Origin of the sequence: Lentisphaera marina (genome assembly GCF_028745505.1) — a bacterium.
Taxonomy (GTDB): Bacteria; Verrucomicrobiota; Lentisphaeria; order Lentisphaerales; family Lentisphaeraceae; genus Lentisphaera; species Lentisphaera marina.
Window position 1 is genome coordinate 70,699 of sequence record NZ_JAQZZL010000003.1, and the last position, 26,093, is coordinate 96,791.

Here is a 26,093-nt window from a genome sequence, read left to right on the forward strand (position 1 = left end):
TTTAAAATAGGGGCTCAGTTAAGAGTCCAAGAACTTCTCTACTTATTCAGTTCTTTTTTGTACTTAAGTTTTCTTTCCATTGACGAAATTCTTCTTTGAGTTCTAAAACCTTTTCTGGATGATTTGCTAAAAGGTTAACTCTCTCTCCAGGGTCACTTTCAAGGTCATAGAGGAATTCTCCGATTTCCAGCTCAACCATCTCTAATTTTGCATCGGCATTATCTAAAGCTTGCTTATATTTCCACTTGCCCTTCCTAATCGCACGCTCATGTCCACTATCCCAATAAAAGATCCTATTCTCTTCTTTAGAATCATACAAAGATTTGCCATCTAAATAATCGCCTTTAGGTACCTGAACTAAATCACAAATGGTCGGATATAAATCCAATAAACTCACGGGCCTTGATATCTGTTTTTTACTACTAAAGCCAGGCCCAGAAATAATTAAGGGAACGCGAACTCCGCCCTCATATAGAGTATACTTGCTCCCACGTAAAGCTCCATTTCGAGCATAAATTGGCGTCGAACCACCATTATCAGAAGCGTAAATGAGTAGCGTATTCTCTTTGATTTTTAGCTCGTCTAATAAATTCATTACCTTAGCAATCTCGCGATCCATAAAATCTATGTGAGCAAGATAATATTCTCTCCCCTGAGGATTGTTGGGATAGCGTCCTTTTCGGTACCAATCCAAGTAAGCTTCTTTTGACGGATCCCAGTCCTTGATCGCATTTAAATTGTGCTCTTCTAAATATTTCTTAGGTAATTGATGTGTAAAGTTATGCACAGCATTGAAGGACAAATGAAGATAAAAAGGATTTTTATATTGACGCTTAATGAAATCGCGCGCTTCCCTACCAAAAATTTCGGTGCTAAAACCAGGGACTACCACTTTTTTTCTATTTCTCCAAAGACTTCCCTTTTTCAAACTCTCAAATTTACTCAGCCCACCTTCACGAGTCACTGGATTGGAACTGTCTTGTCCCGCTTCTTTTTGTTGCTTTAAAAAATGATTCTCTTCGAGGTCATCATGAAATAAATAATGCTTGCGACCTCCGCAAAAACCAAAGAATTCATCAAAACCATGATTGAGCGGAAAATCCGTGGAGTCTGGATTGCCACTCCCGTAGTGAACCTTGCCAACATAAGCCGTTCTATAGCCAGAGTTCTTTAGGCTTTGCGCTAAGCTTGGAGTTCTAAGATTTTGCAAGCCAGGATTAGCATACCAAAAAACTCCCAAGCGTGCCTGATAAATGCCACTCATCAAAGCTGCTCGCGATGCATTGCAAATTGGGGCAGTCGAATAAGCTTGCTCATAGTAAGTCCCCTCTTCGGCCAAACGATCTAATGCAGGACTTTTCACATCCTTCTCAAGCCCCAGGAAAGCTAAATCAGATGTGCCATGATCATCTGCTAAGATTAGGATAATATTAGGTTTTGTTTCTGCCTTTAAATAAAAACTGAATAGGGCGACAAGGACAAATGTGTGCGACTTAAAAGTCATGCCCATGCACACCCTACTCAATTTTTGAAATCTCTTTTTCATCGTGCTCTCTCTTTTTAATGCCAACGTTGGCAAAAATAAGGCGAGAAGTTTAAAAATACAAACTCTCTTAGGAAATAAATTTATTTAAGTCGATTGACGAACAACTAAATCGGCATTCACCATCTTGGTATAAACCCTTGATTCAGAAGACTTAATTAGATTACATAAAAGTTGACCACTAATCTCACCAACTTTTTCAACCGGCTGTACAATTGTACTCAAAGGCGGTTGAGTAAATGCTGTGATGGGTTGATTATCAAAACCGATAATCGCCAAATCCTCGGGAACTTTAATATCATTTTCCTGACAGAATTGTAATGCTGAAACCGCCATCATATCTGTGAAAAACTGAATCGCATCTGGGCCTTCTTCTAAGTCCATGAAAAACTTCATTGCCAATTTCCCCGATTCTACTCTTGCCTCATCTCCCACTGCTGGTGGTGCTAGAAAAATACTCTCTTCTTGAGATAGATTTTTCATGGCATTACGATAACCCAAGAGGCGCTCATCATTACCAAAGGCGCCCTCAATACCCGCATAGGCAATTTTTTGGTAACCCTGCTTATTTAGATATTGCACGGCATCATAAATAGCTTGAGAACGATCGAGTACGACCTGGTTCATGCCTTCAAAATCCAAGTCAATGCCGACGCAAGGAATTGATTGTTGATCAAAAATCTCCCAAAGCCCCTTAATCAAATCATACTGCTCTTGACTATCATAGTCCGCCATCAGTACCGCTCCCGCAGGTCGACTAAGAGATAAACGTTTCAGCAGATCCTCACAGCAATTTTCATCTTCAACAATAAAAATGGATAATAAGAGATCCTTTTGACGCAAAACTTTTTCCATCGCCGCAAACTTGCGCAAGTGCATTTCATGTAGATTATTAATGACCGCAATCACCTCATAACCACCCCCACTCTTTAATGCTCTCGCAGCTAAATTGGGAATGTAATTGAGTTCTTTCGCTGCCTCAAGAACTAATTTCTTGGTTGCCTCTTTAATTTTCTCATCGCCCTTCAAGGCTCGATTAACTGTCCGTATTGAAACACCCGTTTTTTCAGCAATATCTTTTAAAGATGCCATGTGACCTCACTTTTAAATTTACCTAAACTAAGCTCAATTAAAAGCAAGTTCCAGTGTATCCCCCCAGAAAATCCACAAAAATGCCAACGAGAGCATCTGATCATCACTAAACTCAAACTGCATCAGCTCGCCCCACCCTGGGAGCACAAGCGTCTCGCCTACTTCACAGCACCCTTTTCAAAAAAACTCAGCCCCCATTGTCCGCTTGGTCGAGGAATGGCAATTCCTCGCGGGGTGTATGAGGGGCAGCGCTCCCTCATCTCATAATTCCAAAACATCTCTATCCCCCCACCTTGGGAGCGCAGGCGTCTCGAGGCTGTGTGAAAAATACTCTTTTAGGTGCAAAGCACCGATAGAAAATAGCGTGTGGTTTAGCCACACGTTTGAAAGAAAAATGTATCTAAGGTGCAATGCACCGACACAAGGTATTGAATGTATCGGACTTACAGCCCTCTGTTTTAGTAGAACTCACAACATGCACCTCACGGTAGCATGCTACAATTTGTCGGGCGTTTAGCCCTAAGGTGAGCAGTATTTCTGTTTTTCACACAGCCTCGTCTCGCCTGCTTCACACTTTTCTTTTCAATAAACCTCACTCCACAACACCATTCGCCCGTCGATGGCTGGCTAGCCTCGCTGGGAAGGGAACCCAGTTCCTAGACTACTGACTTTCCTTAAGCCCCTCCTCTGACTCATGAATTAGCTCTAGTTCTTAAAATATATTTCTCGCGAAGACGCTAAGGCGCAAAGTTTAGAAAAATTCACCTAGATATAAGTACCTAAAGTTCATAATGACTGAGCTGTTTTTTACTCACTCCTCGCCCTCTTAAAAACTCCTTAAACCCTTTCAACTTTCCATACTTCCTATCTCATCGAAGGTAATTAATGAACATATCCATTAATTACCCAAATCTGTTAGGAAACAGTGATTTCAGCTTCCAATCAGCATTTTTATGCTTGTAAATAACACAGCAAAATACTATCCTAAAAAACACTGAAACTGGAGAGGAGTTTTTATATACATACTGACCATAGCCCCTTTTTACATTGGTGCCCTCAGCACTTTTGATGCGGAGTCTGTCTCGCCCAAACAACAATAACAAGCAAACACAAAGCCCACCACAATACTCAAAAACAAGAAAATAGCCGTGTCCAGAGATTACCCAAATTCCTAAAAAATCACCAAATCAGCCCAAACTCCCAAAAAAAGAGTAATTTCCGGACATGTCCACTAATAACAATGTTAGTCTAAAATAAAACATGAAAATAATTAAGCAGCTAGCAATCATCATTTTTACAGGATGTATCATCATGGGGTATGGACTCTACAAAGTCTCGAGACCAACTGAAGTTATTGTCCTAAATACATCAACAGAAGTGATTCATAATATAACTCTCAATGGAAATGGATTTACAATCAATCTAGGAAGCTTAAATCCGAATGAATCAAAGAGTAACTCACCTACTATTTCAGGTGAATCCGGATTAGAGATATCATTTAAAATGAAAGATGAAGTATACAAAAAAGATGATTTAGCATACTTAGAAAAAAGCAGTTATGGGTATAAAACATTGATAACCATATCTGACAAAGGCAATATCACATCTGACAGGCAACACAATTAAAAACGAAGACTAACAAGAAGCCGGAAGGAAGATTTTCGCTAAGGCTCAATCTCCCTCAGCTTAGACGTTAGGGAGTCATAGGGAGTAATAAAAAATAATGAACTTGATAAATCTCAAAAAATAACATACATTAGATGTATACATCAAGGAGAACATTATGATACGTACACAAGTTTACATAACTAAAGAAGAAAAAGAAAGTTTAGAGTCCTTGGCTCAATCTACAGGTAAGAGTCAAAGCGAATTAATTAGAAATGCAATTGATACATTTATTGAGACAAATAATTCACAGAATAAACAAGCCTCTTTGTTAAATGCTTTTGGAATGTGGAAAACCAACGATCATGATTTCAAAACAACTCGTGAGAGCATGGACCGATAATGTCAAACAAAAAATATTTAGTAGACACATGTATCATCATCGATTTTCTAAGAGGCAAAAATGGTCCAAAAGAGTTCATAGCCAATGAACTGGATAATATTCATATTTCAGTTGTAACTGTTGCCGAACTCTATGCTGGTGTTAAGGGAAAAAACGAAGAAACTCAACTAGGTGGTTTTTTAGGTCTATTTTCAATAATTGACTTAAATAAAGATATATCAATTAGTTCTGGATATCTCAAAAACAAATATTATAAATCACACAATGCGGGATTAGCTGACTGTATGATTGCGGCTACTGCTCTTGATGGTGATTATACTTTAGTCTCAAATAACTTTAAACATTTCCCAATGGTCGACAATAAAATAAAGATTCCCTAACCAGGGGTTGTAGCTGACAACTTACTCATGGAAATAATCAATTTAAATGAACTAATTTAATCTCATATGATCTAGGTCGTCAGGCCCAAGATCATTGTAAGTTTTAGTGTTATTTGAACACAAAAAGAGGGAGCTTTTTTTGTTTAGAATTTGTATTATTACTGAATGAAAAAAAATACTTGGTGAGAGTCTTATAAAGTAATATTCTTTTCGTTTTCACCTGCAAAGATGTGAATGCGTTCCATATCGGGAATGAGGTAGACTTGATCGCCGGCTTCAATTTCAAAGTGAGCTTCTGCGGATGCCGTCACAGACTGTTCCCCTACTTTAAGAAAAACCTGTTGCGTATCGCCTAATTTTTCAATGAATTCAACTTTGCCAGAGAAAGACATTGAGTTGGGTTCTTCTTTGGCAATCGTTAGTTTTTCTGGACGCACGCCAAAAGTTGCTTTCCCTAGGTATGTTTGACATTTTTCTGCTTTATCTTGTGGCAATTCGATATGTGTTTGACCACTAGAGAAAATTGTTTTCCCAGCTTCAATTTTGAGTTCCCCCTCAAGGAAATTCATGGTTGGCGTACCAATGAAACCCGCTACGAACTTATTCACTGGGTAGTCATAAACATCTAAGGGTTTACCAACCTGCTGTATATAACCGTGGCTCATAACGCAAATGCGATTACCTAAAGTCATGGCCTCTACTTGGTCGTGAGTTACATAAATCATGGTTGTTTGTAAGCGTTGATGAAGAAGCTTTAATTCTTTACGCATGCTGACACGCATTTTTGCATCTAAGTTTGAGAGTGGTTCATCTAATAAAAAGACTGCTGGATCACGCACAATAGCACGTCCCAGAGCTACACGCTGACGTTGACCACCCGAGAGAGCCTTTGGCTTCCGTTTGAGGTAATCCGTCAATTCTAGCGCCGCTGCAGCCTCTTTAACACGTTTGTCGATTTCCGCCTTAGGAGTTTTTCTTAATTTAAGACCAAAGGCCATATTATCATAAACAGTCATATGAGGGTAGAGAGCGTAGTTTTGGAAAACCATAGCAATATCACGATCTTTAGGTGGGACATCGTTCACGAGTCTATCGCCAATTTTTAATTCGCCACCAGAGATTTCTTCTAGGCCGGCAATCATTCTCAATGTCGTTGACTTACCACAACCTGAAGGTCCTACCAAAACCATAAATTCTTTATCTTCGATATGAAGATCAGATTCGTGAACGGCAATGACGCCGCCATCGTAAACTTTTTTTAGCTTGTCGAGGTTTACTTCGGCCATAATAAGACTCCTGATAATTTAATTAAAGTTGATACAGCTTAACGATGAAAAAGCATTTTTCAACAAATAAACAAATATTTTTGTTCAAAAAGTTAAATTGACTTCTTTGAGTCCTATACTAAGTTGCCCTATGAAGAACTACTCCACAGACATAAATGAACTCAGGATAAATCAATTAGTCATTGTTTTAGAGGGTGAATTCATGATCATCAGTGAGAACGAGAATCGCAAGCTCTCTATGGGTGATGTTTACTTAATCAAAGAAACACAAATTGAGTGTAAAGAACTTAGCGCAAGCCATAAAGTCCTATTAATAAATGTGGATACGGAGGTAAGCTACCTAAGTGAAAGTGATGAACTTAGTTTAGCTTTAATCGATGAAGATTTTTTCGCTGAAAAACGCAGCCCACAATATCTAAATGCCTCGGCAAATTACATTATTGAGCGCTTGAAAAAAGATTCCGCTCATGGAGCAATTGACCTTCCACTCATTCAACAAATCACCGATTTCATTAATAATAATCTGGATGACAAACTCAGTATTGACGTGCTTTGTCTTGAGTTTAAAGTAAAAAAAACACAGCTTATTAAGTTATTTAAAGATAATGACTTGGGCTCAATTATGGGCTACGTAAAAAGTTTGCGCTTTCAAAAAGCAAAATCCCTCTTGGAAAATACTGAGCATTCGATTTCTCAAATAGCCACTAGTTGTGGCTTTGTGGACTGTGCGAGCTTTAGTCATTTCTTTAAGAAGCATGCCGACAAATCACCTAGTCAAATCCGCAAAGAGCGTGATTGGTTGATGTAAGCCTTGGGTTACTATGGGAAAGACTCGCAAAGATAGCTAGACAGTAAGGTACTGAGATTAAGGCTGTGTATACGATAGTAATGCAATAAAAAACCATACGATAACAATCAGTCTTCGCAAATAAGGTAATGTTTGAGGGGGGAGGGAATAAAAAGGGTGACTGCCTGAAATGGAGGGGAGGTATGGAGGAAAGGAGGATCAGACAGCCACCACTTAGAACATATTGATTTAATCTAAAAATTCAATAGCCTCGTCGAAAAAAAAAGCATTTATTAAATAAGAACTCGACGACTACAGCGACACTAAAGCCAATCAACATATATATTTATATGATCTAACACAATCTAAAGCCATAATTACTTCATTAAAAGAAAGAAAGGTATCAAATCGTTCAAGACCCAACATAAGACTGGGAACAAAAAAAGCCCCAGTAAATGGGGCTTTAGAGAGTGTGGAGAAAAATTACTTTTCTACTGCTATAAACTATTCAGCTTTAGCTGGTGCCGCCTCTTCAGTTTTAGCTGGTGCCGCCTCTTCAGTTTTAGCTGGTGCCGCTTCTTCAGCTTTTACTGGTGCTGTTTCTTCGGTTTTAACTGGGACAGTTTCTTCAGCTTTAGCTGGAACCTGTAATTCGAGAGCTGATTTAGTATTTTTTTCTTGAAGTTTTTCAGCATTTTCATTAGCTTTCATTTTACCAAAGAAAAGACAAGAAACAACAAAGATACCAAACATCCACCATGTGGCTTTCGCTAAAAAGTCGTTTGAACTAGCGCCCAAAACATCAGAAGTCATACCCGAGGCTAAACCGCCAAGGCCACCATCAGCTTTAGATGGTTGCATCAATACTGATACAATGATCAAAACAGCAAGTAATACAACAATTGCAAGTAATACTGAACTCATTAAAATTCTCCGTGTAATAATTATAGGGCAGACTTTAAAGCCAGCCCTATAATTTACAAGCTCAATTAGCTAAGAGCTGCAGCGTTTAAAATAAGAGCTGAGAAATCATCAGCTTTAAGACTTGCACCGCCAACTAATGCGCCATCGATATCTTCACAAGACATCAATTCAGCAACGTTACCTGGCTTAACAGATCCGCCGTACTGAATAATAACTTTATCAGCTACATCTTGACCGTAAAGTGCAGCAAATTCGCTACGAATATAAGCGTGAGTATCTTGAGCTTGCTCAGGTGTAGCTGTTACCCCGGTACCAATTGCCCAAACTGGTTCATAAGCTACAACGAGATCAGTCATTTGATCTGCTGAAATATCTGCAAAACCTTCAACGATTTGAGCTTTAAGCACTGATTCCATGTTGCCGCCTTCGCGTTCTTCAAGAGTCTCGCCAATGCAAACGAAAGGCTTGATACCTGCTGCCAAAGCAGCTTTAGTACGGAGATTTACTGTTTCATTAGTTTCGCCAAAGTACTGACGACGCTCAGAGTGACCGATGATTACGAGTTCAATACCTGCTTCTTTGAGCATAGCAGCTGAAAGCTCGCCAGTGTAAGCACCTGACTCAGCAAAGTGAACATTTTGTGCGCCAATACCGATGGGAGAACCTTCTGCAGCAGCTTGGCCAGCAGCAATTGAGAGGAAGGGAGGGAATAAAGCTACATCAAGTGAACCGTTAAAATCAGCGAGTTTAGCTTTAAGATCTGCAACTGTTTCAGTAGTTTCAGCAGCAGTTTTGTTCAATTTCCAGTTACCTGCAATAAACAAACGTCTTTTCATATTATTTTCCTTAGTCTATTTTTTGTTAATAAATTCTTTAATAATTTCAATGATTTCTTCGCCTTTATCTTCTAAGAGATAATGACCTGCTTCCATTTCGTGAACTTCTGCCTTCGGGAAAAACTCTTTCCACTGAGCTAAGAAAGTCATATCGAAGCACCAATCATGCTTGCCCCAAATAATTGTCATGGGCACATCTTTTAGCGAGCTTAAACCTTCTTCCACCGCTAAAATCGTTTTATAAGAGCGATGATTAGCTTCGAGGGGGATGTCTAAGACAAATTCGTGAGTTGCAATACGGTTTTCCCAATTATTATACGGTAGTAAGAAGCCGTGTTTCACTTCATCACTCAAGGGATTTAGTGTGGTCATAAAGGTTGCGGACCCCGCAAAAGCATTGAAAGCACGTACAGCCACTTTACCAAAGAAGGGAACGCGGCAGAGAGCAATACGCTTGGGAATATTTTGTGAACGGAAGGCAGCGGTATTGAATACAACTATATTTTTAATTCTATCGGGGTGACGAGTCGCCATTCCCGAGCCAATGGCTCCGCCCCAATCGTGGACACAAAGAGTGATATCTTTTAAGTCGAGTGCTAGAACTAATTTCTCTAAATTGGAGATGTGGTTTTCTAAAGTGTATTGATAATCTTGGGGCTTATCGGACATACCACACCCAATATTATCGAGTGCAATGGTTCTGTGAGTCTGCGAAAATTCTTTAATAAGATCACGATAAAAAAATGACCATGTAGGGTTACCGTGAACCATGAGCATCACTTGCCCTTTGCCTTCATCTACGTAAGAAAGGCGGTGTCCAGCATCTACTTTTAACTCTTTAGGTTCAAAGGGGTATAAATCTTTGATTTCCTGCAATTTTTCTTTCATTCAAAACCAAAATTTTAATTTACATAATCAAGAAAGGAAGGTAATTGCATTTCATATTAATTCTGCCTTGAGAAAGGCTTTTTTAATAGCTTTCTCACTAGAACTTCTGTCATAGACCAGAAGTCCCTAGTCAAAAATATAAATTATAAGTCTTTAATCTTTTTATTGAGCATCTCTTGGAAGAGCTTCCACTGACCTATGTGGGGGTGAACAACAAAGTTTATATGAGGAGCTTCACGTTTTAATTCGTCGGTGATTTCCGGAATATCTTCACGAACGTGGCGGCCTTCCAAAACAAACAGGGGTAGGATATGCACTTCATCGCTCTCTTTGCACTGGGTCAAAACATTGGCAAAAGATGGTTCCTGTAATTCCAAGTAAGCAATATGCGAAGACATGTCATCTGCCAGTTGGAGAGATTCTACAATACCTTCAATTTCGCCTTGTTTAGGCTTACGACTTCCATGAAGTAGGAAAATACAGCTTTTTTTCAAAGGAGCTCCTTTTTTAATTATGACTAAATCTGCTAGGTTGCTTAAAATAAAAATTAATGGAAGAACAATGTTCGGCTTAGATCAATTTTCAAACACACAAAAAGTTATTCGTGAAGGTATAGAAGAAAAACTTCATTTTGGTGCCCAGGTATACATCTCTCAAAACTCAAAAATACTCGCAGACTTTGCCTTAGGCCATAACCACCCTCCTGCTATTGATACCAATAAAGAGTTGAGTTCCGACACAATTCTTCCTTGGATGTCGTGCTCAAAAATGCTTACTGCTGTGGCGATTGCTATTTTAAATGAACGTCGTTCATTGAGTTACGAACAATTTGTGGGAGATATTTTGCCTGCTTTTTCCTGCAATGGCAAAGAAGAAATAAGCATCAAACACTTACTCACGCATACTTCCGGCATTCGCCTACTTCCACTTCAGTGGGATAAACTTAGCTGGGAGGAAACTGTTGCGGCCATAGCAAAAATGCCCATAGAGCGCGATTGGACCCCTGGTGAAAAAGCTGGCTATCACATTGGTACTAGCTGGTTGATTCTTGGTGAAATTGTACGTCTTGTTGACGGCCGAGGTATCGACCAGTTCTTGAATGAAGAAATACTGGCCCCATTAAAGATGGAACACAGCGGCATTAGCATGACAAAAGACCTTTATTTGAACTCAGGCTTGGATATATCGGGGCTTTATCGAACTGATACTCAAACGCCCTATTCTTCTCTAGAGAAATATTTCGATAGCGTTAATCTAGTTCGCCCTGGAGCTTCAGGTCGTGGGCCCATAAAAGAACTCGGAGTATTCATGGAAATGTTGCTCAACAAAGGTTCTTACGAAGGCAAACGCCTGATGAGCGAGAGAACTGTAGAGGAAATCACATCTAGGCAACGCCAAGGTTTATTGGATCTTACCTTTAACAAAACTATTGATTGGGGATATGGCTTTATGATCGACTCTAAATGCCATAATCGTTCCTACCCCTATAGCTTCGGGACCTATTGCTCGGAAGATACCTTTGGTCATAATGGCAACCAATCTTCAGCCGCCTATGTGGACCCAGAACACGACTTAGTCGTTTGTTACGTATTTAATGGCATGCCAGGGGAATATGAGCACAACAAGAGGCTCAAGGCCATGAACGATGCCATTTATCAGGATTTAGACTTAGATTATTAAATCACCTAAGCTAGGTCGTTTTTCAGAGAGCTATTCTTTCAAGACCATGTCAATGCACATAACTGCTGCCAAGATCAGCTTCCTGACGGGAGCTTCCGCAGCTAAATCATCTGCTATACTTAAGACATAGTTATCCGCACTGGTAAACATCTCTCTACCTAGACCGCCCCACTCTTTGGAAACTTGAGCTAATTGGCGTTCACCCGCTAAAAAGCGAAAGTCCCAACCAGTCCAATTACCTTTCAGGTGACAGAGGGGCTTACCTGAAGGATCTTGAACATCAAATTTTCCTCCAATGGAAAAAAACTTTTGCTTGAAGCCACCAATCAATTTCCCCTGGCCATCGTGAACTTTGACGTCGGATAAAAATATTGATATGCCTCGACTTACTGATAGTAATAAGTTACCTTGAGCATCAGTGATCTCCACATTGAAAGGTGTCATCCTCTTATAATCGCTAAAGCGTAATAATTTAGTAAAAAAGCCCAGCTTATTTTCACGGCATTCCATGATCAGCTCATTGCTCTCTGGATCATAAATATCGTAGTTATTAGCCGCTTTAAAGATGCCCACATGCTCTTTGACTAAAAATAAATTTTTACTTAAAACACTCATATTCTCCACCCTATCCCCAGTTCATTTATTCTATTTCTTCAGGTATATCCAAATCATCTTCTTCTAAGATCTCTTCCGAATCAGCATCGGGGACCACACCCGCAATTTGATTGCGAATAGAACTGATCATTTTAGTTAATTCATCATCTTTCAATGCATAAGTCACAGTCAATTTATTAGAGCCACCACTTATCTCGAGCGTTCCGTGTTGAATCATTTCTTTTTGCTGATTGCGCAATTGTTTCATTTTTGACTCGAATGCTTTTCGCGCATCAATGGAGAAGAAGTTTACGTCCAAGCTCAACTTAAGTCCGGCTTCCTTATTATAATCGGCATTGAACATCAAACCGGTGAGTGATTCAAGATCAATACCTTGAGCTACGGGGCTTAAAGCTAAAGCTTGGCCAGCAGTGGTACTGAGAAAATTATCAAAACTGAAAGCGATAAATAATAGAGCGGGCTTGTCATCCATGATTTTCATCATTTTCGATGAAGAGGTGACGCTAAGCATTTTATCGAATTTAACTGTACTAAGAACTTCTTTGAGCGCTCTCGCACCACCAACTATGAGTGTGTCGTCACTCAAGCTACTTAAGTACATATCTTTCATCGGCACCGCCTGTGGCGCTCCATCAGCTACAACTTGAGGTGCTTCGATGAGGTAAACTGGGTGATTATTGAACTTGGTTTCTCTGGCTTTTAGATCAGTTTTATTTTTGAGCGTGGAATGTAAAACTTTTTCAGCATGTAAAGTTGAATTACCTTTTAAGATTACAAAGCCCGATTCATTTTTAGGATTGGCGAAATCGCCGCTACCAGCGATAAGAAGTGCACTGAGTTCACTGGGCTCGACACCCACAAAACTTTTGAAAGAATCAATCTGATCATCAGCCTCATCAATTTCAAATTTACTCTGCAAAGCCATAATAGCTTCTAGGTCCACACCAATGATTAAGTTATTTTTAATGGGGATATTTTTAAGAAATAGTTTGGGGTTCTCTGCCTTAACATTTAAAGCAAAAAGTATCAGAGCGAGTGCAAGTAGCCTCATAGGTTCAGGTCCTAAATTAAAATCACATATGACATATACAATAATGGCAAGATGAAATAGGTCATCTTGCCATTAATCTAAGCCTCTATTTTTTTAGGCTTATTTGATAGGATTTTGCTCAAGTGCTGGTTGATTAGGTACTCCACCTAAACTTTGTGCTTGATTCATTGCCTCAACTTGCTTGCGAATTTCTTCCAAGCGAGCCTTGGTTAAATGAAGTTGGACTTTAACCATACTCTTATCAACCACGAGCTTCATTTCGTTTGCTTTGATCGGCGAACCCGGCTGACTTAAATTTGGTGCGACCATCATATTGTACATAAACATTAGACCGGCAGCTTGATCAGCTTGAAAACATTCTGCATTGAGGTTTACAAATAGGTCACCCTGCTTCATATCGCCACTGAGGGCAATCCCCTTTACACTTGCCATGGGGTTTGGTTGTGCACCAGGAGCAGGAGCTTTTTGATCAGAAGTATCAACTGCAAGTTTAAAAATACCTGCATCACCTTCTAATAACTTCATTAAGTTCGCATTGCTAGTTAAGTTTGAACCACTTTTAGAAGACAATTGTGCTTTGACTGCAGCTGGTGAGCCTACTGCTAAAAGCTTGTCTTGAAGAAGAGTCATTCCAAGTTCATTCATACCTGGCTGAAGGTTTTCTTTATTTTGAAGAAGGTAAAAAGTTTTACCATCAAGGTCTTGTTTTTTAAAGGTCATACCTTCATTGTTTTGCATTCCTGCTGCAATGATATTGTCCAAGTTGGCCGACTTAGCTAATTCAACCAACATGATCGCTGAATCTTCGTCTGGCTGACCAGTCGCTACATTTAAGTTCATGCTCATTGCCAATTTGTTGCAATCTTTAATACTAAAGCCAGTCGCCTTAATGAATTGCTGAATTTTTGGATCTTGATTAGCTGCTTCGAGCCCTTCTGCAATTAAAGGGATCTGCAAACTTTTGCTAATATCAAAAAGCATTACTAATTTATTAGCCGCAGGCATTAATTTAAGCATTTCTTGAGAAGCGTTTAAGCTCGTCACCATAAGCAATGCACATAGCACTGTAAATTTCTTCATTTTTTCTCTCCTTAGTTTAATAAAAAATTTAAAAAAAGCTCGCTCATTCGAGCGAGCAAATCACTTAGATATTCATTGTCATCAAGAATTCCACATTAGACTTGGTCTTCTTAGCGCCATTTAGAATGATTTTCATACCTTCAGCTGGTGGCATTGCGATAACCGCGCGCCTCAGTTTCCACATGAGTTCTTTTTCTTTGGGATCGAGAAGTAGTTCTTCTTTACGAGCACCAGATTTCTCAATATTGATAGCTGGGAATATACGCTTGTCGATCATACTTCTATCGAGGCAAATCTCCATGTTACCAGTACCTTTGAACTCTTCAAAAATAACTTCGTCCATTTTTGAACCAGTGTCCACTAATGCCGTTGCTAGAATTGTAAGGCTACCGCCTTCTTGTACACGGCGAGCCGCACCAAAGAAACGTTTAGGCTTGTGAAGTGCATTGGCGTCAACACCACCCGACAAGATCTTACCTGAGTGAGGCTGAACTGTGTTATAAGCACGTGCCAAACGAGTAATACTATCGAGTAGGACAACTACATTTTTACCGTGCTCGACCATACGCTTAGCTTTTTCTATCACCATCTCTGCGACCTGAACGTGACGTGATGGAGGCTCATCAAAAGTAGAACTAATTACTTCGCCTTTAACATTGCGCTTCATATCCGTCACTTCCTCTGGACGTTCATCAATGAGAAGTACAATTAGGTGAAAGTCAGGATTATTAGTGGCAATTGAATTAGCAATACTTTGCATCAAGACAGTTTTACCCGTACGAGGTGGTGCTACAATTAAACCACGCTGACCGGCACCCACTGGTAAAACTAAGTCTAGGATACGCATACTTAGGTTTGTAGGAGTTGTCTCCATATGCATACGGTATTCAGGGAAATCTGGAGTCAAAGATTCGAAAGGAATCTTGTTCTTTTTCTCTTTGGGATCTTCACCGTTGATGGCATCAACTTTAATCATTGCAAAGAAACGCTCTTGATCTTGAGCCGCACGAACGGCACCCATAACTGAATCACCTGTACGAAGAGAGAAACGTTTAACTTGCTTTGGACTCAAGTAAATATCTTCTGGACTCGGCATGTAGCTGTACTCTGAGGAACGCAAGAAACCGTAGCCCTCTTTACAGACTTCTAAAACACCGCCACCATAAAGAATCCCTTGGTCTGAGGCTTGTGCTTGAAGAATCTGATAAACCAGTTGCTGCTTACCAATTGAACCCACACCCTCAATTTCTAATGAATTGGCTAACTCATTGAGTTCTGGCATAGATTTTTGTTGAATCTCTGAAAGATTTGCACCTGGAGTACCACCCTCGAAAGCCGCTTCTTCTTCCTCAATCATCATATCTTGCTCGTGATAAGGACTGCGTTTTCTATTGTTGTTACGATTGCGGTTTTTGTTATTCTTCCAGTTCTTATTATTGCGATTCTGGTTATTATTGTTGTTGCGATTCTGGTTATTGTTGTGACGATTCTGATTGTTGTTGTGACGGTTCTGATTATTGTTGTTCTGAGTATTTTGCTCTGAAGAACCCGCCTGTTTTGCGTCAGAATTTTCTTTTGAAGCTCCGCTATTATTATCTTTTGCTTCTACTGCTTTATCACTTTTCTCTGCATTTGCAGGCTTCTCTGCTGCTGGTGCATTGGAAGAAGGTTTGGTTGCCTCAGTTTTTGCTGCAGGTGCTGCTTCTTTAGTCTTGGGAGCTGGTGCTGATTCTTTAGCTTTGGGAGCTGATTTTTTTGCTGGCGCATCAGCTTTCGCTACTGCCTCTTCTTTGGGCTTAGCCGCTGGACGGCCTCTTTTCTTGGGTGCAGCTGCTGCTTCAGTTTTGGCTACGGCCTCTTCTTTTGCTTTAGGTGGACGCCCTCTTCTCTTTGGAGCCGTGGGTTGTTCAGCATTTTCTTCAGACATTTAAACATCCTTGTTTCTTTGTATAATTTTTAAAGTTCTTACTTAGCTCAAGACATTGAGCTCTTAAATTTTCTATATCAAAATCATTAATGATCCCATAGTCGGATCTTTCTAATTTTTCATCTTGGGACATCTGAGCTTGAATCCTGGATTGACTCTCTTGAGGTGTAAAACCTCGTTCTTTTAAGCGTTCTATTCTCATCTCATCAGGACACCAGACACAGACTGCTGCGTCAAAACTCTTATCCCAACCTGCTTCATGAAGCAAGGGTACTGCTACTATGTTAATTTTTTTATCTTGGTAATTACTCTTAACCTCATCTCGTACACGTTGGTGAAGTTGTTCATTTAGCCATTTTAGTTGATCTGCATCGTTGAAAACAATTTTGGCAATCTTTTTTTTATCTATTTTTCCTTTAGTTAAAATCACTTCGCTGAAACGATCTAGTAAATTAGTTCTAAAATTTTCACATGATTGATAAATTTGAGCTACGATATCGTCACAATCTTGTACATTGAAGCCACACTCTTGAAAAAAGCTTAATGCAGTACTTTTCCCGGAGCCGATGCCACCGGTAAGACCGATTTTTATCACAATAAATCTCTCATGTTGGGGGAGAACAAATAGTTGTTGTTTCAACTAGGTATAACGACAAAAGCCGTATAACATTAAAGAATAATATTACACGGCTTTTGTTTTGCAAGCTTTAGAGAAAGATTTTATCTAGGCTAAGTAAACTTTATTACTGAAAAATCCTTTTTACCTTTTCTCAAAACTAAGTAAGACTGATGAATAAGATCTTCTTGTACAGGTTTGTACCTAAAGTCTTTTACCTTTTCATTATTAAGGCTAATTCCATTCCCCTGCACCATCTTACGAGCTTCGCCAGATGATTTACACAAAGAACTTGCGGTTAATAATGATAAGATTCCTTCAACTTCATCTAAAGATGAAAAGCTAGGTGCTTCTGTTGCATTGTGCAAAGCTTCCATCGTCACCGTATCAACTTCTCTAATTTCTTCACGACCAAAAAGAGCGGCAGCAGCAAAAATAGCTTTCTCCGCTTCTTGTTCACCATGAATCATCGTAGTCATTTCCCATGCGAGTTTCTTTTGCGCTTCACGCAAATGAGGCTCTTGCTCAACAGAATTCTCCAGAGCTTCTACCACATCTTGTGGCAAGAAAGTGAAAAACTTGATAAAACGAATAACGTCGGCATCTGCGACATTGAACCAATACTGATAAAAATCATAGGGACAAGTTTGCTTAGGATCTAACCAAACAGAACCACCCGCAGTCTTACCAAACTTAGTACCATCAGATTTCATAATCAAAGGCACAGTCATACAGAATGAACGCTTGCCATTACTACGGCGGATCAAGTCCATACCAGAAGTCATATTGCCCCACTGATCACTTCCACCAATCTGCAGAGTACAATCATGCTCACGGTTGAGGTGAAGGAAGTCGTAACCTTGCAGGACCATGTAACTGAATTCCGTGTAAGAAAGACCTGCCTCTTTACCTTCGAGGCGAGAAGAAACTGAATCGCGATTCATCATCACGTTAACAGAAAAGTTCTTACCAATATCTCTTAGGTATTCAATAATATTGATCTTAGAAATCCAGTCGAAATTATTAACTAAAGTTGCTGAATCGCTACTGAAATCGATAATTTGCTTAAGTTGAGATTTAATACTCTCAACATTATGAGCAATATCATCTGAGCTCAAAAGATTACGTTCTTGACTCTTTCCACTCGGGTCGCCAATCATTCCAGTCGCTCCACCTGCCAAAGGCAATACTTTGTGACCAAATTCTTGGAATCGACGTAAAGTAATTAAAGGCACTAAATGACCAATATGTAAGCTATCTGCTGTGGGATCGAAGCCACAGTAGACGCTAATCTTTTCATCACTTAGATACGTACGGAGCTCATCCTGACCTGATTCCTGAAAAATAAGTCCACGCCATTTAAGCTCATCGTAAATATTATCAGCCATTCTAGTCCTCTAAGAGAAGCTCAGCAATTTGAACTGCGTTTAAGGCTGCACCTTTGCGCACTTGATCACCAACTAACCAGAGCTCGAGTCCGTTATCTAAAGTCACATCGCGACGAAGGCGACCAACATAGACAGGATCTTTACCAGAAACATCTAAAGGTGTTGCCCAAATATTTTCTTCACGATTCTCAAAAATCTCTACACCAGGAGCTGACTTTAAGACTTCGTACGCTTCTTCAATAGTATAAGGATTATTGAATTCAATATTCAAACTCTCTGAGTGAGCACGCATAATTGGTACGCGAACACAAGTAGCCGTCACTTTTGAATCTTCGTGGAAAATCTTGCTCGTTTCGTTCATCATTTTTAATTCTTCTTCAACATAACCATTTTCTTTCATTGGCGAGTTGTGAGGGAATAGATTAAACGCGTAAGGCTGATTGATAACTGTATTAGTGAAGTCTTCACCCTTTAATTTAGCGGCAGTTTCTTGCTCGAGCTCTTGCATAGCTAAGGCGCCCGCGCCTGAGGCTGCTTGGTAAGTAGAACATACAGTTCTCTTTACATCAAACTTCTTGTGAAGTGGCCACAGCGCTAAAACCATGAGGATTGTTGAGCAGTTAGGATTAGCAATAACGCCCTTATTCCACTTAATATCTTCTGGATTAATCTCTGGCACAACGAGTGGAACTTCTGGATCCATTCTAAAATGTGAGGTGTTATCAACAACTACTGCACCAGCTTTCACTGCTGAAGGAGCATATTCTTTCGAAAGTGATCCGCCTGCTGAAGCGAGAACAATATCAACGCCTTCAAAACAGTCGTGAGTCAATTCTTCTACGGTGAGTTCTTCACCACGGAAAGTAATTTTCTTACCTGCTGAACGCGCAGAAGCTAATAACTTAAGGGAGTTGAGCGGAAAATTACGCTCGTCAAGTAATTCTAAAAGTTCGGCACCCACTGCACCAGTGGCACCCATAATTGCAACATTAGGTTTTTTCATTCTTATTTTTCCAAATTGTAAGCTTCCATGGGACCAACACCAACGTTGCTGAATCCGCAATCAACATGAATAACTTCTGACGTGATACCACGACTTAAGTCTGAGCAAAGGAACATGGCCGCATCACCAATTTCTTCAATTGTGTTAACGCGACGTAGTGGAGAAATTTTCTCCTGAATCGTAAGCATTTTTGTGAAACCAGAAATACCACGAGCCGCAAGAGTATTAACAGGGCCAGCAGAAATTGAATTCACGCGAACACCTTTAGGACCGAGGTCATTAGCGAGGTAACGAGTACTACATTCAAGACCAGCTTTTGCCACGCCCATGACGTTGTAGTTTGTACAAATTCTTTCAGAACCGAGGTAAGTTAAACTTACAATACTCGCATTCTCACTTAGGTGATCTTTTGCGGCTTTCGCAATAGCAACTAGAGAGAAAGAACTTACTTCGCCAGCCATTGCATAACCTTCGCGACTTGTATTGAGGAATTCACCTTCGAGCTCCGATTTATCAGCAAAAGCTAAGCAGTGTACAACGAAATCAATATCGCCTTTCTCGCCAAGTGCTTTGAAAGTGCTATCGATTGTTTCTTGATTGGTCACATCACATTCGAGTAGGTCAACATCATTGATGTCGAATTTCTTAAAGAGTTTTTCAACTCCATCTTTCATACGATCATTCATGTAGGTCAAAGTAACATCTGCACCTTGATTTCTGAGGGACTCAAAAATACCCCATGCGATTGATCTGTGATTTGCTACACCGAGGATTACACCTTTTTTGCCTTTCATTAACATGGCTAAACTCCGTAAGTTGTTGGGATTTTATATAATAAACTCGCAGATAGTAGCATAATTCATGAGAAAAAAAAGATTAAAAAAATCTTTTTCGATAGTGGATCGAGTGAAAGCTTAAAATGAACAAGCTAAATCACATTAAAAATAGAATTGATCAGGGGGATTTCAGAAGCTATATATTATCTTCTTTACAGGTTTCGCGAAGCTTATCTTTCAGCTTTTGTTTAAAATCAGCATCCAACTTGCTACCATATTCTTCTTCAAGCTCAGCGAATTTACTCTCAGCTTGTTGAAATTTTTCAGCATCTTGCTGGTATGAACCACAAACTACACACATTTTAATGTGGAGTTTCATCCACCAGCGCTGGAAAGTCGGCACTTCATGAAGCTTTTGGTCTGCCATTTTTTTGGCTATCTGTTTGCATGTAATCATCATTTGTAGGTGTCGCCCCAATTTTTGTTGAGGCAAAGCTTCATTGATTTTCTTACTCTATGGGTAATAACCCATAAATTTGCGTGGCTTATGTTAAACTCTTTGCATATTTGCTTTGCATCAATGCCATCAATCTCTTTCATCATATAAATACTTCTCAAGGGGTCTTTCATTTTCTCTAAACATGATTTAAAGATCTGCCAAAACTCCTCTTTCTCAAATGATTGAAAAGGATCAAACTCCCATTCCTCAACTTTACGGGAAAAAATCCCGGTAGTTTTAAAGAGCTTTGTATTAACTTCTGGGAAAGAATTGAGCTCACTTTCATTCAATTCTCTCAAATCGCGCTTGATGCTATCAACAATTTTATTTTTCATAATTCCACGCAACCAAAACTTCACGGGAACGCGACCATCAAACTTATCTAGGGACTTAACTGCTGCCAAAAAGGTCTCTTGGACCACATCTTCAGCTTTGTGACTATCATTGAGACGTGAATAAGCAAAGCCAAACAAGTAATCTGAATATTCTTCTACCCAAAACTCGGGGTTACGTTCTTGTTCCACAGATAAATCTCGATTATTTAGTATACTGCATCAAGAGTAAGAGCAGAATAATGCTTGTCAAAACTGCAAAGACAGAAATCAGCACTAAAACAATACTTTTTTGATTTCTGTATACAAACTGAGAAAAATGACGATTCATCCCAGCACTTTTATCCGCATCGGGAATATAGCCTGCCATGTACACCTCTACATCCCTCATCAAATCACCAACTTTCTGATAACGTTCAATTAGTTTTTCATCTAAGGCTTTCATACAAATAGCTGCAAGCGAACGAGGAACTTTACCATTCGGCAGGTGAATCAAACGGACATTATCGGGATTATCCCCAACTGCTTCTTCGCTGTAGAGTAAAGGGTGCTTGATCTTTTCATTTAATTTACGACGCAACACTGCTGTAGTTGTCTTACCATTAGCGGGAGCTCGCAGAGTTAAAATTTTATATAAGATCCCGCCAAGAGCATACACATCGCTCCTCGTCCCCACTAAATCCGAGTTACCAATAGCTTGCTCCGGCGACATAAAGGCTGGCGTACCAATCACTTTTTCTTTTTCAGAGTCAATTATAAAATTCACATCTTCATCTATATCTACCAACTCCAACTCAGACATATCTTCCATACCACGACGCAAACGCGCTAAGCCCCAATCAGTAACCTGAACATCACCCAAATACCCCACCAAGATATTGTCGGGCTTAAGATCCAAGTGAACCACCCCTTTTGCATGAGCATAGGAAACTGCTTCACAAACTCGACGATAAATCTTCATCAAAGTAGGCAGTGGAAAACGCTCAATCATATCGCGATCACCAATACGAATCCCCTCCAAAATCTCATCAAGCGTCGTCCCTTGAACGAGCTTCATGACATAATAAATCTCTTGATTTTCGGTCATACCTAATTCGTACAGAGGAATAATATGCGGATGCTGTAATTGGCCTGTAATCTTTGCTTCTTTCAAAAAGTATCTTAGCGCTATTTCACTCGCTTTATCCGAGCGAATAAATTTAATAGCAACACGTCGACGCACATTTTTATCATATGCAGCAATCACTCTACCTGCACCACCCTCACCCAAGACCATACCCAACTCATAACGATCTGAAAAAGCCGATGCTATATGATAACCCGATTCGTGACCAGAATTATTTACTTCCCTAAGCTTAGCAAGCAATTCCTCAGGCAATTGCGTCGCCATGCTTTGATTTTTTACCGTTTCTTCTTGTGCCATCCACATACCTACATGTATAATATTGTTTGGATTATACATAAGTCGTAGATGACATGCAAGAACTGAAATCTTAATTTTCTTTTAAGTTCAAACTATTTTAATACTCAAACCATAAAAAAACTATAGATATGAAAAAACTCCAAATCACAATTTATTGCGCATCAAGCCCTAACATCCATCCTGACTATTTTTCCGCCGCAAAAAAATTAGGGGAATTATTATCGACTATTTCCTGTACTGTGTCTTACGGAGGCGGTGCGAGTGGCTTAATGGGAGCTCTTGCAGATAGCATGATACATCACGGCGGAGATATCAAAGGATTCATCCCCCATTTTATGATAGAACGTGAATGGCAACACCCCCAGGTACCAAGTATGCATGTGGTACAAAGTATGCACGAACGCAAAGAGCTGCTGCTCGCCAACTGCGATATTGCCATTGCTCTAGCAGGGGGGTGCGGCACGCTAGAAGAATTCATGGAGGCACTAACCTGGAAACAACTCAAACTATTTCAGGGAAAACTAATGATTTTAAACACGAATGCTTACTACAAGCCCCTACTTAAAATGCTCGATTCCGCAGTGAGAGAAAACTTCATGGCAGACGATTCCTATGAAATGTGGGAAGTCCACGAAAAACCTGAAGAAATTTTCAATGCCATAGTCAAACAAAAATAAGCTTTAAATTGCATTGAATGTTAATGAACTCCGCTTACTTTGTGGAGCATTTTTTGACTCAGAATTTTAGGACAACACCATGAAGAAAAAGTACTCGTTCATAATTATAATTTTCATAGCCACATTACTGTCGCTGTTAATTGCCTTATCTTCCATGGGTTTTATCATCAAGAAAACAATCAATCAAGTAACTCATAATATTACGGGGACGGATGCAGAACTATCAAAATCCAGCCTCAGCCTTTTAACTGGTAAAGCCACATTAGGAAAACTACTGATTGCTAGCCCGAAGGGGTCTAACACACCGCTATCCTTAAAGATGGGCTCTGCAAAGATGCAAATCAAAGCCTCCTCAGTCACTAAGGACATCGTGGTGATCGAGAACTTTGAGAGTGATAACATCGAATTGTATTGGGATGAAACAGAAGGCAAAAACTTTCAAATCATCATGACTAATATCGCTGAATTTGCTGCTCGAGAAAGAGGTATAATTGAGGACATAACCAGCCGCGGCCTCGAAGATGAACACAAGTACTTCGCTCTCGAAAAGATGACTCTGCGCAATGTAAAACTTCATTTGGTTCAAGGTGATAAAAGCACCGAAATCATTATCCCAGAAATCACGCAAGAAAATGTAGGCGATGCAAAAAAAGGAGCCTCCTTCGTCGATTTGATGGAAAAATCATTTAAAGAAATTATTGTCTCATCCGAAAAACATATCAACAAGCATATAATTTCTACAGAAACAGAAAGTAAAACACCTTAATTCAAAGGCTCAGACTTAGGAACGTACATGAAACTCAACTTACAGCGACCCATCGTATTTTTTGATTTGGAGACCACAGGGCTCAACCCTACTGAAGACCGAATCATCGAGATCTGCTGCATCAAGCTTCATCCTGACGGCAAGCGCGATGTCAAAACTCGTCGTGTCAATCCTGAAAAAGCTATCTCTACAGAAGCCTCTGAAATCACTGGTATTACTGACGAAGATGTAAAAGACGAACCCACTTTCAAGCAAATGGCCAAAGGCATTTTCAATTTCTTTGAGAACTGCGACATTTCTGGCTATAACATAATGCGTTTTGACTTACGTGTTTTGACTGAAGAATTTAAACGTGCGGGAATTAGTTTCGACGCATCGGCCCACCAACTCGTGGATGTACAAAGAATCTTTCATAAAAAGGAGCCCCGCACCCTGGAAGCCGCTTTGCGTTTCTATTGCAAAAAGGACCTGGAAGGCGCACACGCAGCTGAAAATGATGTGATTGCTACTATTGACGTCCTAGAAGGCCAACTCGACATGTATGACGATATCGAAAATGATATCACTCAACTCGCAGAATACTGCAAAGATGAACGTTGGGTTGACATGAATGGTCGCCTCCACTGGAAGGGTGAAGATGCAGCAATTGGCTTTGGAAAAAACCAAGGTAAGCTCCTAAAAGATCTAGTTAAAACTGATCGTGGCTACCTAGACTGGATTCTTCGTGGAGAATTCCCCGAAGACACAAAGCGCATCATTCAAGACGCCATAAAAAATGGCATTTACCCCTCAAAAACACAACTTGAAGTTAAGTAACATACGATTATGAAAAAATATTCACCTATACCTGAAATTGGCATCGAAAATAGAACCTGGCCAGACAAGCAAATAACTCAAACTCCCAAGTGGTGCGCCGTTGACTTGCGCGATGGTAACCAAGCCCTACCCGACCCCTTGACGCTTGAACAAAAGCAAATCTATTTCGATATACTCGTGAAAATTGGTTTTAAGGAAATTGAAATTGGTTTCCCCTCAGCCTCAAAAGATGATTATGATTTCTGCCGTCATTTGATTGATAATAAATTGATCCCTGATGATGTCATGATTTCTGTTCTCGTGCCTGCACGCCCTGACCTCGTCGTAAAAACTATGCATGCCTTGCGCGACGTCCCGAAAGCCACTGTTCACTTTTATGTCGCTACTAGTGACCTTCACCGTGAGCACGTCTTGGGGAAAACTCACGAAGACGTCATGAACATGTGTACTGCAACCGTAAAAGCTATCAAAGAAGAAGCCAGCAAACTAAGTGACAGTCGATTCTACTTGGAATTCTCTCCTGAAGAATTTACCGACACCAATTTGGATTTTGCCCTCGAGGTTTGCGATCACGTGATCGAACAATGGCAGCCAGCAGCAGATGAAAAAGTTATCTTGAATCTACCTGCAACAGTTGAACGTCGCCCGCCCACTCATTATGCCGACATGATTGAACTCTTTCAACGCAAACTTAAATCTGAGCAAGCCATCATCTCTCTCCATGCCCACAATGACATGGGCTGTGCTGTAGCATCAACGCAATTGGCACTTCAAGCTGGCGCTCATCGTGTTGAAGGAACCCTCTTCGGCCAAGGTGAACGCTCCGGCAATGTTGATTTGATTACGCTTGTTTTGAATTTGCAGTACCTCGGCGTTGATACAGGTCTCGACTTCTCTGACTTAGTTAACATCACCAAAACTATTTCCGAGCTCACGAATATGCCTCCTCACGAGCGCCACCCTTATGTGGGTTCATTAGTTTTCTCTGCCTTCTCGGGCTCGCACCAAGATGCCATTCACAAGTCAACTCTTCGCAAAGACGAACTTATGGAAGTCTTTGGCCGTTGGAAAATCCCTTATTTGCATATTGACCCCGCTGATGTCGGCCGTGAATTTGAAAATCTAATCCGCATCAATAGTCAATCTGGTAAAGGTGGGATTGCTCATATCATTGAAAAAGAGCACAACATCAAATTGCCACGTTTTGTGCAAGTTGATTTTGCTAAACGAGTTCAAGCCTATGCGGAAAAAGTAAGCCGTGAAGTTTCGACACAGGAAGTTTGGAGCGTTTTTGAAGATGCTTACCTCAAGCCTCAGAACCCCAAATTGATCTTGAATAATTACTGGCCTTACCCTGACGAGACTCAGTCTGAAATTGTCAATGCTAAAATTGAAGTCGTTTTCAATGGTGAAACTTTCACTCACGAAGCGACTGGCAATGGACCAATCTCGGCATTTGTTGCTGCTCTCAAAAAGCTCAACATTCCCGACTTCGCTCTTGAACACTTTGGCGAAGACTCCGTCGGCGAATCTGCCCAGGCAGAAGCACTTGCATCCATCTCTTTGAAAAACGTGGTAGATGACAGCATTCACATTGGTTTTGGTTATCACTCCAATATCAATCACGCTGCCGCACGTGCTATCGTCAACGCCACTAACAATTTGCTAGCTCAGTAATTGTCTTCCGCCTTCGGGCGGGG

Annotated in this window: 28 protein-coding genes; 10 read left to right on the plus strand and 18 right to left on the minus strand. The window is 40.2% G+C overall.

Annotation, left to right across the window (positions count from 1 at the left end):
- Nucleotides 1-46: 46 nt before the first annotated feature.
- On the minus strand, nucleotides 47-1,546 hold the full coding sequence (locus PQO01_RS21100) for a sulfatase family protein (RefSeq protein ID WP_274316210.1): 1,500 nt from the start codon (nucleotides 1,544-1,546) through the stop codon (nucleotides 47-49).
- Between the two features lie 84 nt (nucleotides 1,547-1,630).
- On the minus strand, nucleotides 1,631-2,635 hold the full coding sequence (locus tag PQO01_RS21105) for a LacI family DNA-binding transcriptional regulator (protein ID WP_274316211.1): 1,005 nt from the start codon (nucleotides 2,633-2,635) through the stop codon (nucleotides 1,631-1,633).
- Between PQO01_RS21105 and PQO01_RS21110 the strand changes: the two genes are divergently transcribed.
- From PQO01_RS21110 to PQO01_RS21125, 4 genes are all read left to right on the plus strand, one after another.
- The gene (locus PQO01_RS21110) at nucleotides 2,636-2,902 is read left to right on the plus strand and encodes a hypothetical protein (RefSeq protein ID WP_274316212.1); all 267 of its coding nucleotides are present in this window, start codon (nucleotides 2,636-2,638) and stop codon (nucleotides 2,900-2,902) included.
- A 1,044-nt stretch (nucleotides 2,903-3,946) separates the two neighbouring features.
- Nucleotides 3,947-4,261 (plus strand): hypothetical protein, encoded by a 315-nt coding sequence (locus tag PQO01_RS21115; protein ID WP_274316213.1) that lies wholly within the window; start codon nucleotides 3,947-3,949, stop codon nucleotides 4,259-4,261.
- A gap of 157 nt (nucleotides 4,262-4,418) precedes the next feature.
- Nucleotides 4,419-4,643: a ribbon-helix-helix domain-containing protein gene (locus PQO01_RS21120; protein ID WP_274316214.1), complete on the plus strand. Its 225-nt coding sequence runs from the start codon at nucleotides 4,419-4,421 to the stop codon at nucleotides 4,641-4,643.
- The gene (locus PQO01_RS21125) at nucleotides 4,643-5,023 is read left to right on the plus strand and encodes a type II toxin-antitoxin system VapC family toxin (protein WP_274316215.1); all 381 of its coding nucleotides are present in this window, start codon (nucleotides 4,643-4,645) and stop codon (nucleotides 5,021-5,023) included. The genes PQO01_RS21120 and PQO01_RS21125 overlap by 1 nt, the downstream gene beginning before the upstream one ends.
- Before the next feature lie 191 nt (nucleotides 5,024-5,214).
- On the opposite strand, the gene PQO01_RS21130 is transcribed toward PQO01_RS21125, so the two are convergent.
- Nucleotides 5,215-6,309, minus strand: coding sequence for an ABC transporter ATP-binding protein (locus PQO01_RS21130; protein ID WP_274316216.1), 1,095 nt, complete (start codon nucleotides 6,307-6,309; stop codon nucleotides 5,215-5,217).
- A gap of 130 nt (nucleotides 6,310-6,439) precedes the next feature.
- Between PQO01_RS21130 and PQO01_RS21135 the strand changes: the two genes are divergently transcribed.
- Nucleotides 6,440-7,117, plus strand: coding sequence for a helix-turn-helix domain-containing protein (locus tag PQO01_RS21135; RefSeq protein WP_274316217.1), 678 nt, complete (start codon nucleotides 6,440-6,442; stop codon nucleotides 7,115-7,117).
- A gap of 483 nt (nucleotides 7,118-7,600) precedes the next feature.
- On the opposite strand, the gene secG is transcribed toward PQO01_RS21135, so the two are convergent.
- From secG to PQO01_RS21155, 4 genes are all read right to left on the minus strand, one after another.
- Nucleotides 7,601-8,020, minus strand: coding sequence for a preprotein translocase subunit SecG (gene secG, locus PQO01_RS21140; protein ID WP_274316218.1), 420 nt, complete (start codon nucleotides 8,018-8,020; stop codon nucleotides 7,601-7,603).
- 65 nt (nucleotides 8,021-8,085) lie between these two features.
- Nucleotides 8,086-8,856, minus strand: a complete 771-nt coding sequence (gene tpiA / locus PQO01_RS21145) for a triose-phosphate isomerase (RefSeq protein WP_274316219.1) — start codon at nucleotides 8,854-8,856, stop codon at nucleotides 8,086-8,088.
- Nucleotides 8,857-8,871: 15 nt separating this feature from the next.
- Nucleotides 8,872-9,744 (minus strand): alpha/beta fold hydrolase, encoded by an 873-nt coding sequence (locus tag PQO01_RS21150; protein WP_274316220.1) that lies wholly within the window; start codon nucleotides 9,742-9,744, stop codon nucleotides 8,872-8,874.
- Between the two features lie 143 nt (nucleotides 9,745-9,887).
- A complete protein-coding gene (locus PQO01_RS21155; RefSeq protein ID WP_274316221.1) occupies nucleotides 9,888-10,238 on the minus strand; it encodes a sirohydrochlorin chelatase in 351 nt (116 codons plus the stop codon).
- 19 nt (nucleotides 10,239-10,257) lie between these two features.
- On the opposite strand from PQO01_RS21155, the gene PQO01_RS21160 reads away from it, so the two are divergent.
- A complete protein-coding gene (locus PQO01_RS21160) occupies nucleotides 10,258-11,424 on the plus strand; it encodes a serine hydrolase domain-containing protein (protein WP_274316222.1) in 1,167 nt (388 codons plus the stop codon).
- Between the two features lie 30 nt (nucleotides 11,425-11,454).
- Here PQO01_RS21160 and PQO01_RS21165 read toward each other — a convergent pair whose 3' ends face one another.
- The 11 genes from PQO01_RS21165 to PQO01_RS21215 all read right to left on the minus strand — a co-directional run bounded on the left by PQO01_RS21165 (nucleotide 11,455) and on the right by PQO01_RS21215 (nucleotide 22,134).
- On the minus strand, nucleotides 11,455-12,039 hold the full coding sequence (locus PQO01_RS21165; protein ID WP_274316223.1) for an LURP-one-related/scramblase family protein: 585 nt from the start codon (nucleotides 12,037-12,039) through the stop codon (nucleotides 11,455-11,457).
- A gap of 25 nt (nucleotides 12,040-12,064) precedes the next feature.
- A complete protein-coding gene (locus tag PQO01_RS21170; protein WP_274316224.1) occupies nucleotides 12,065-13,090 on the minus strand; it encodes a hypothetical protein in 1,026 nt (341 codons plus the stop codon).
- A gap of 99 nt (nucleotides 13,091-13,189) precedes the next feature.
- On the minus strand, nucleotides 13,190-14,170 hold the full coding sequence (locus PQO01_RS21175; protein WP_274316225.1) for a hypothetical protein: 981 nt from the start codon (nucleotides 14,168-14,170) through the stop codon (nucleotides 13,190-13,192).
- A gap of 64 nt (nucleotides 14,171-14,234) precedes the next feature.
- Entirely contained in the window at nucleotides 14,235-15,527 is a 1,293-nt protein-coding gene (rho, locus tag PQO01_RS21180) for a transcription termination factor Rho (protein WP_274316294.1), read from the minus strand.
- Nucleotides 15,528-16,089: 562 nt separating this feature from the next.
- The gene (gene coaE, locus PQO01_RS21185) at nucleotides 16,090-16,692 is read right to left on the minus strand and encodes a dephospho-CoA kinase (RefSeq protein ID WP_274316226.1); all 603 of its coding nucleotides are present in this window, start codon (nucleotides 16,690-16,692) and stop codon (nucleotides 16,090-16,092) included.
- Nucleotides 16,693-16,826: 134 nt separating this feature from the next.
- Complete coding sequence (gene tyrS, locus PQO01_RS21190) at nucleotides 16,827-18,101, minus strand: tyrosine--tRNA ligase (protein WP_274316227.1); 1,275 nt, start codon at nucleotides 18,099-18,101, stop codon at nucleotides 16,827-16,829.
- A gap of 1 nt (nucleotide 18,102) precedes the next feature.
- A complete protein-coding gene (locus PQO01_RS21195; RefSeq protein ID WP_274316228.1) occupies nucleotides 18,103-19,104 on the minus strand; it encodes an aspartate-semialdehyde dehydrogenase in 1,002 nt (333 codons plus the stop codon).
- A 2-nt stretch (nucleotides 19,105-19,106) separates the two neighbouring features.
- The gene (locus tag PQO01_RS21200) at nucleotides 19,107-19,904 is read right to left on the minus strand and encodes an enoyl-ACP reductase FabI (protein ID WP_274316229.1); all 798 of its coding nucleotides are present in this window, start codon (nucleotides 19,902-19,904) and stop codon (nucleotides 19,107-19,109) included.
- A gap of 172 nt (nucleotides 19,905-20,076) precedes the next feature.
- Nucleotides 20,077-20,340 carry a hypothetical protein gene (locus PQO01_RS21205; RefSeq protein ID WP_274316230.1) on the minus strand — a complete coding sequence of 88 codons (264 nt, stop codon included), beginning with the start codon at nucleotides 20,338-20,340 and terminating at the stop codon, nucleotides 20,077-20,079.
- Entirely contained in the window at nucleotides 20,337-20,903 is a 567-nt protein-coding gene (locus PQO01_RS21210; protein WP_274316231.1) for a sigma-70 family RNA polymerase sigma factor, read from the minus strand. Before PQO01_RS21210 ends, PQO01_RS21205 begins: the two co-directional genes overlap by 4 nt.
- 13 nt (nucleotides 20,904-20,916) lie before the next feature.
- A complete protein-coding gene (locus PQO01_RS21215; RefSeq protein ID WP_274316232.1) occupies nucleotides 20,917-22,134 on the minus strand; it encodes a serine/threonine protein kinase in 1,218 nt (405 codons plus the stop codon).
- A gap of 128 nt (nucleotides 22,135-22,262) precedes the next feature.
- Between PQO01_RS21215 and PQO01_RS21220 the strand changes: the two genes are divergently transcribed.
- From PQO01_RS21220 to PQO01_RS21235, 4 genes are all read left to right on the plus strand, one after another.
- The gene (locus PQO01_RS21220; RefSeq protein ID WP_274316233.1) at nucleotides 22,263-22,811 is read left to right on the plus strand and encodes an LOG family protein; all 549 of its coding nucleotides are present in this window, start codon (nucleotides 22,263-22,265) and stop codon (nucleotides 22,809-22,811) included.
- A 79-nt stretch (nucleotides 22,812-22,890) separates the two neighbouring features.
- A complete protein-coding gene (locus PQO01_RS21225) occupies nucleotides 22,891-23,577 on the plus strand; it encodes a hypothetical protein (RefSeq protein ID WP_274316234.1) in 687 nt (228 codons plus the stop codon).
- Between the two features lie 27 nt (nucleotides 23,578-23,604).
- Nucleotides 23,605-24,393, plus strand: coding sequence for a 3'-5' exonuclease (locus tag PQO01_RS21230; RefSeq protein ID WP_274316235.1), 789 nt, complete (start codon nucleotides 23,605-23,607; stop codon nucleotides 24,391-24,393).
- Nucleotides 24,394-24,402: 9 nt separating this feature from the next.
- A complete protein-coding gene (locus PQO01_RS21235) occupies nucleotides 24,403-26,070 on the plus strand; it encodes a 2-isopropylmalate synthase (RefSeq protein WP_274316236.1) in 1,668 nt (555 codons plus the stop codon).
- Nucleotides 26,071-26,093 lie beyond the last annotated feature (23 nt).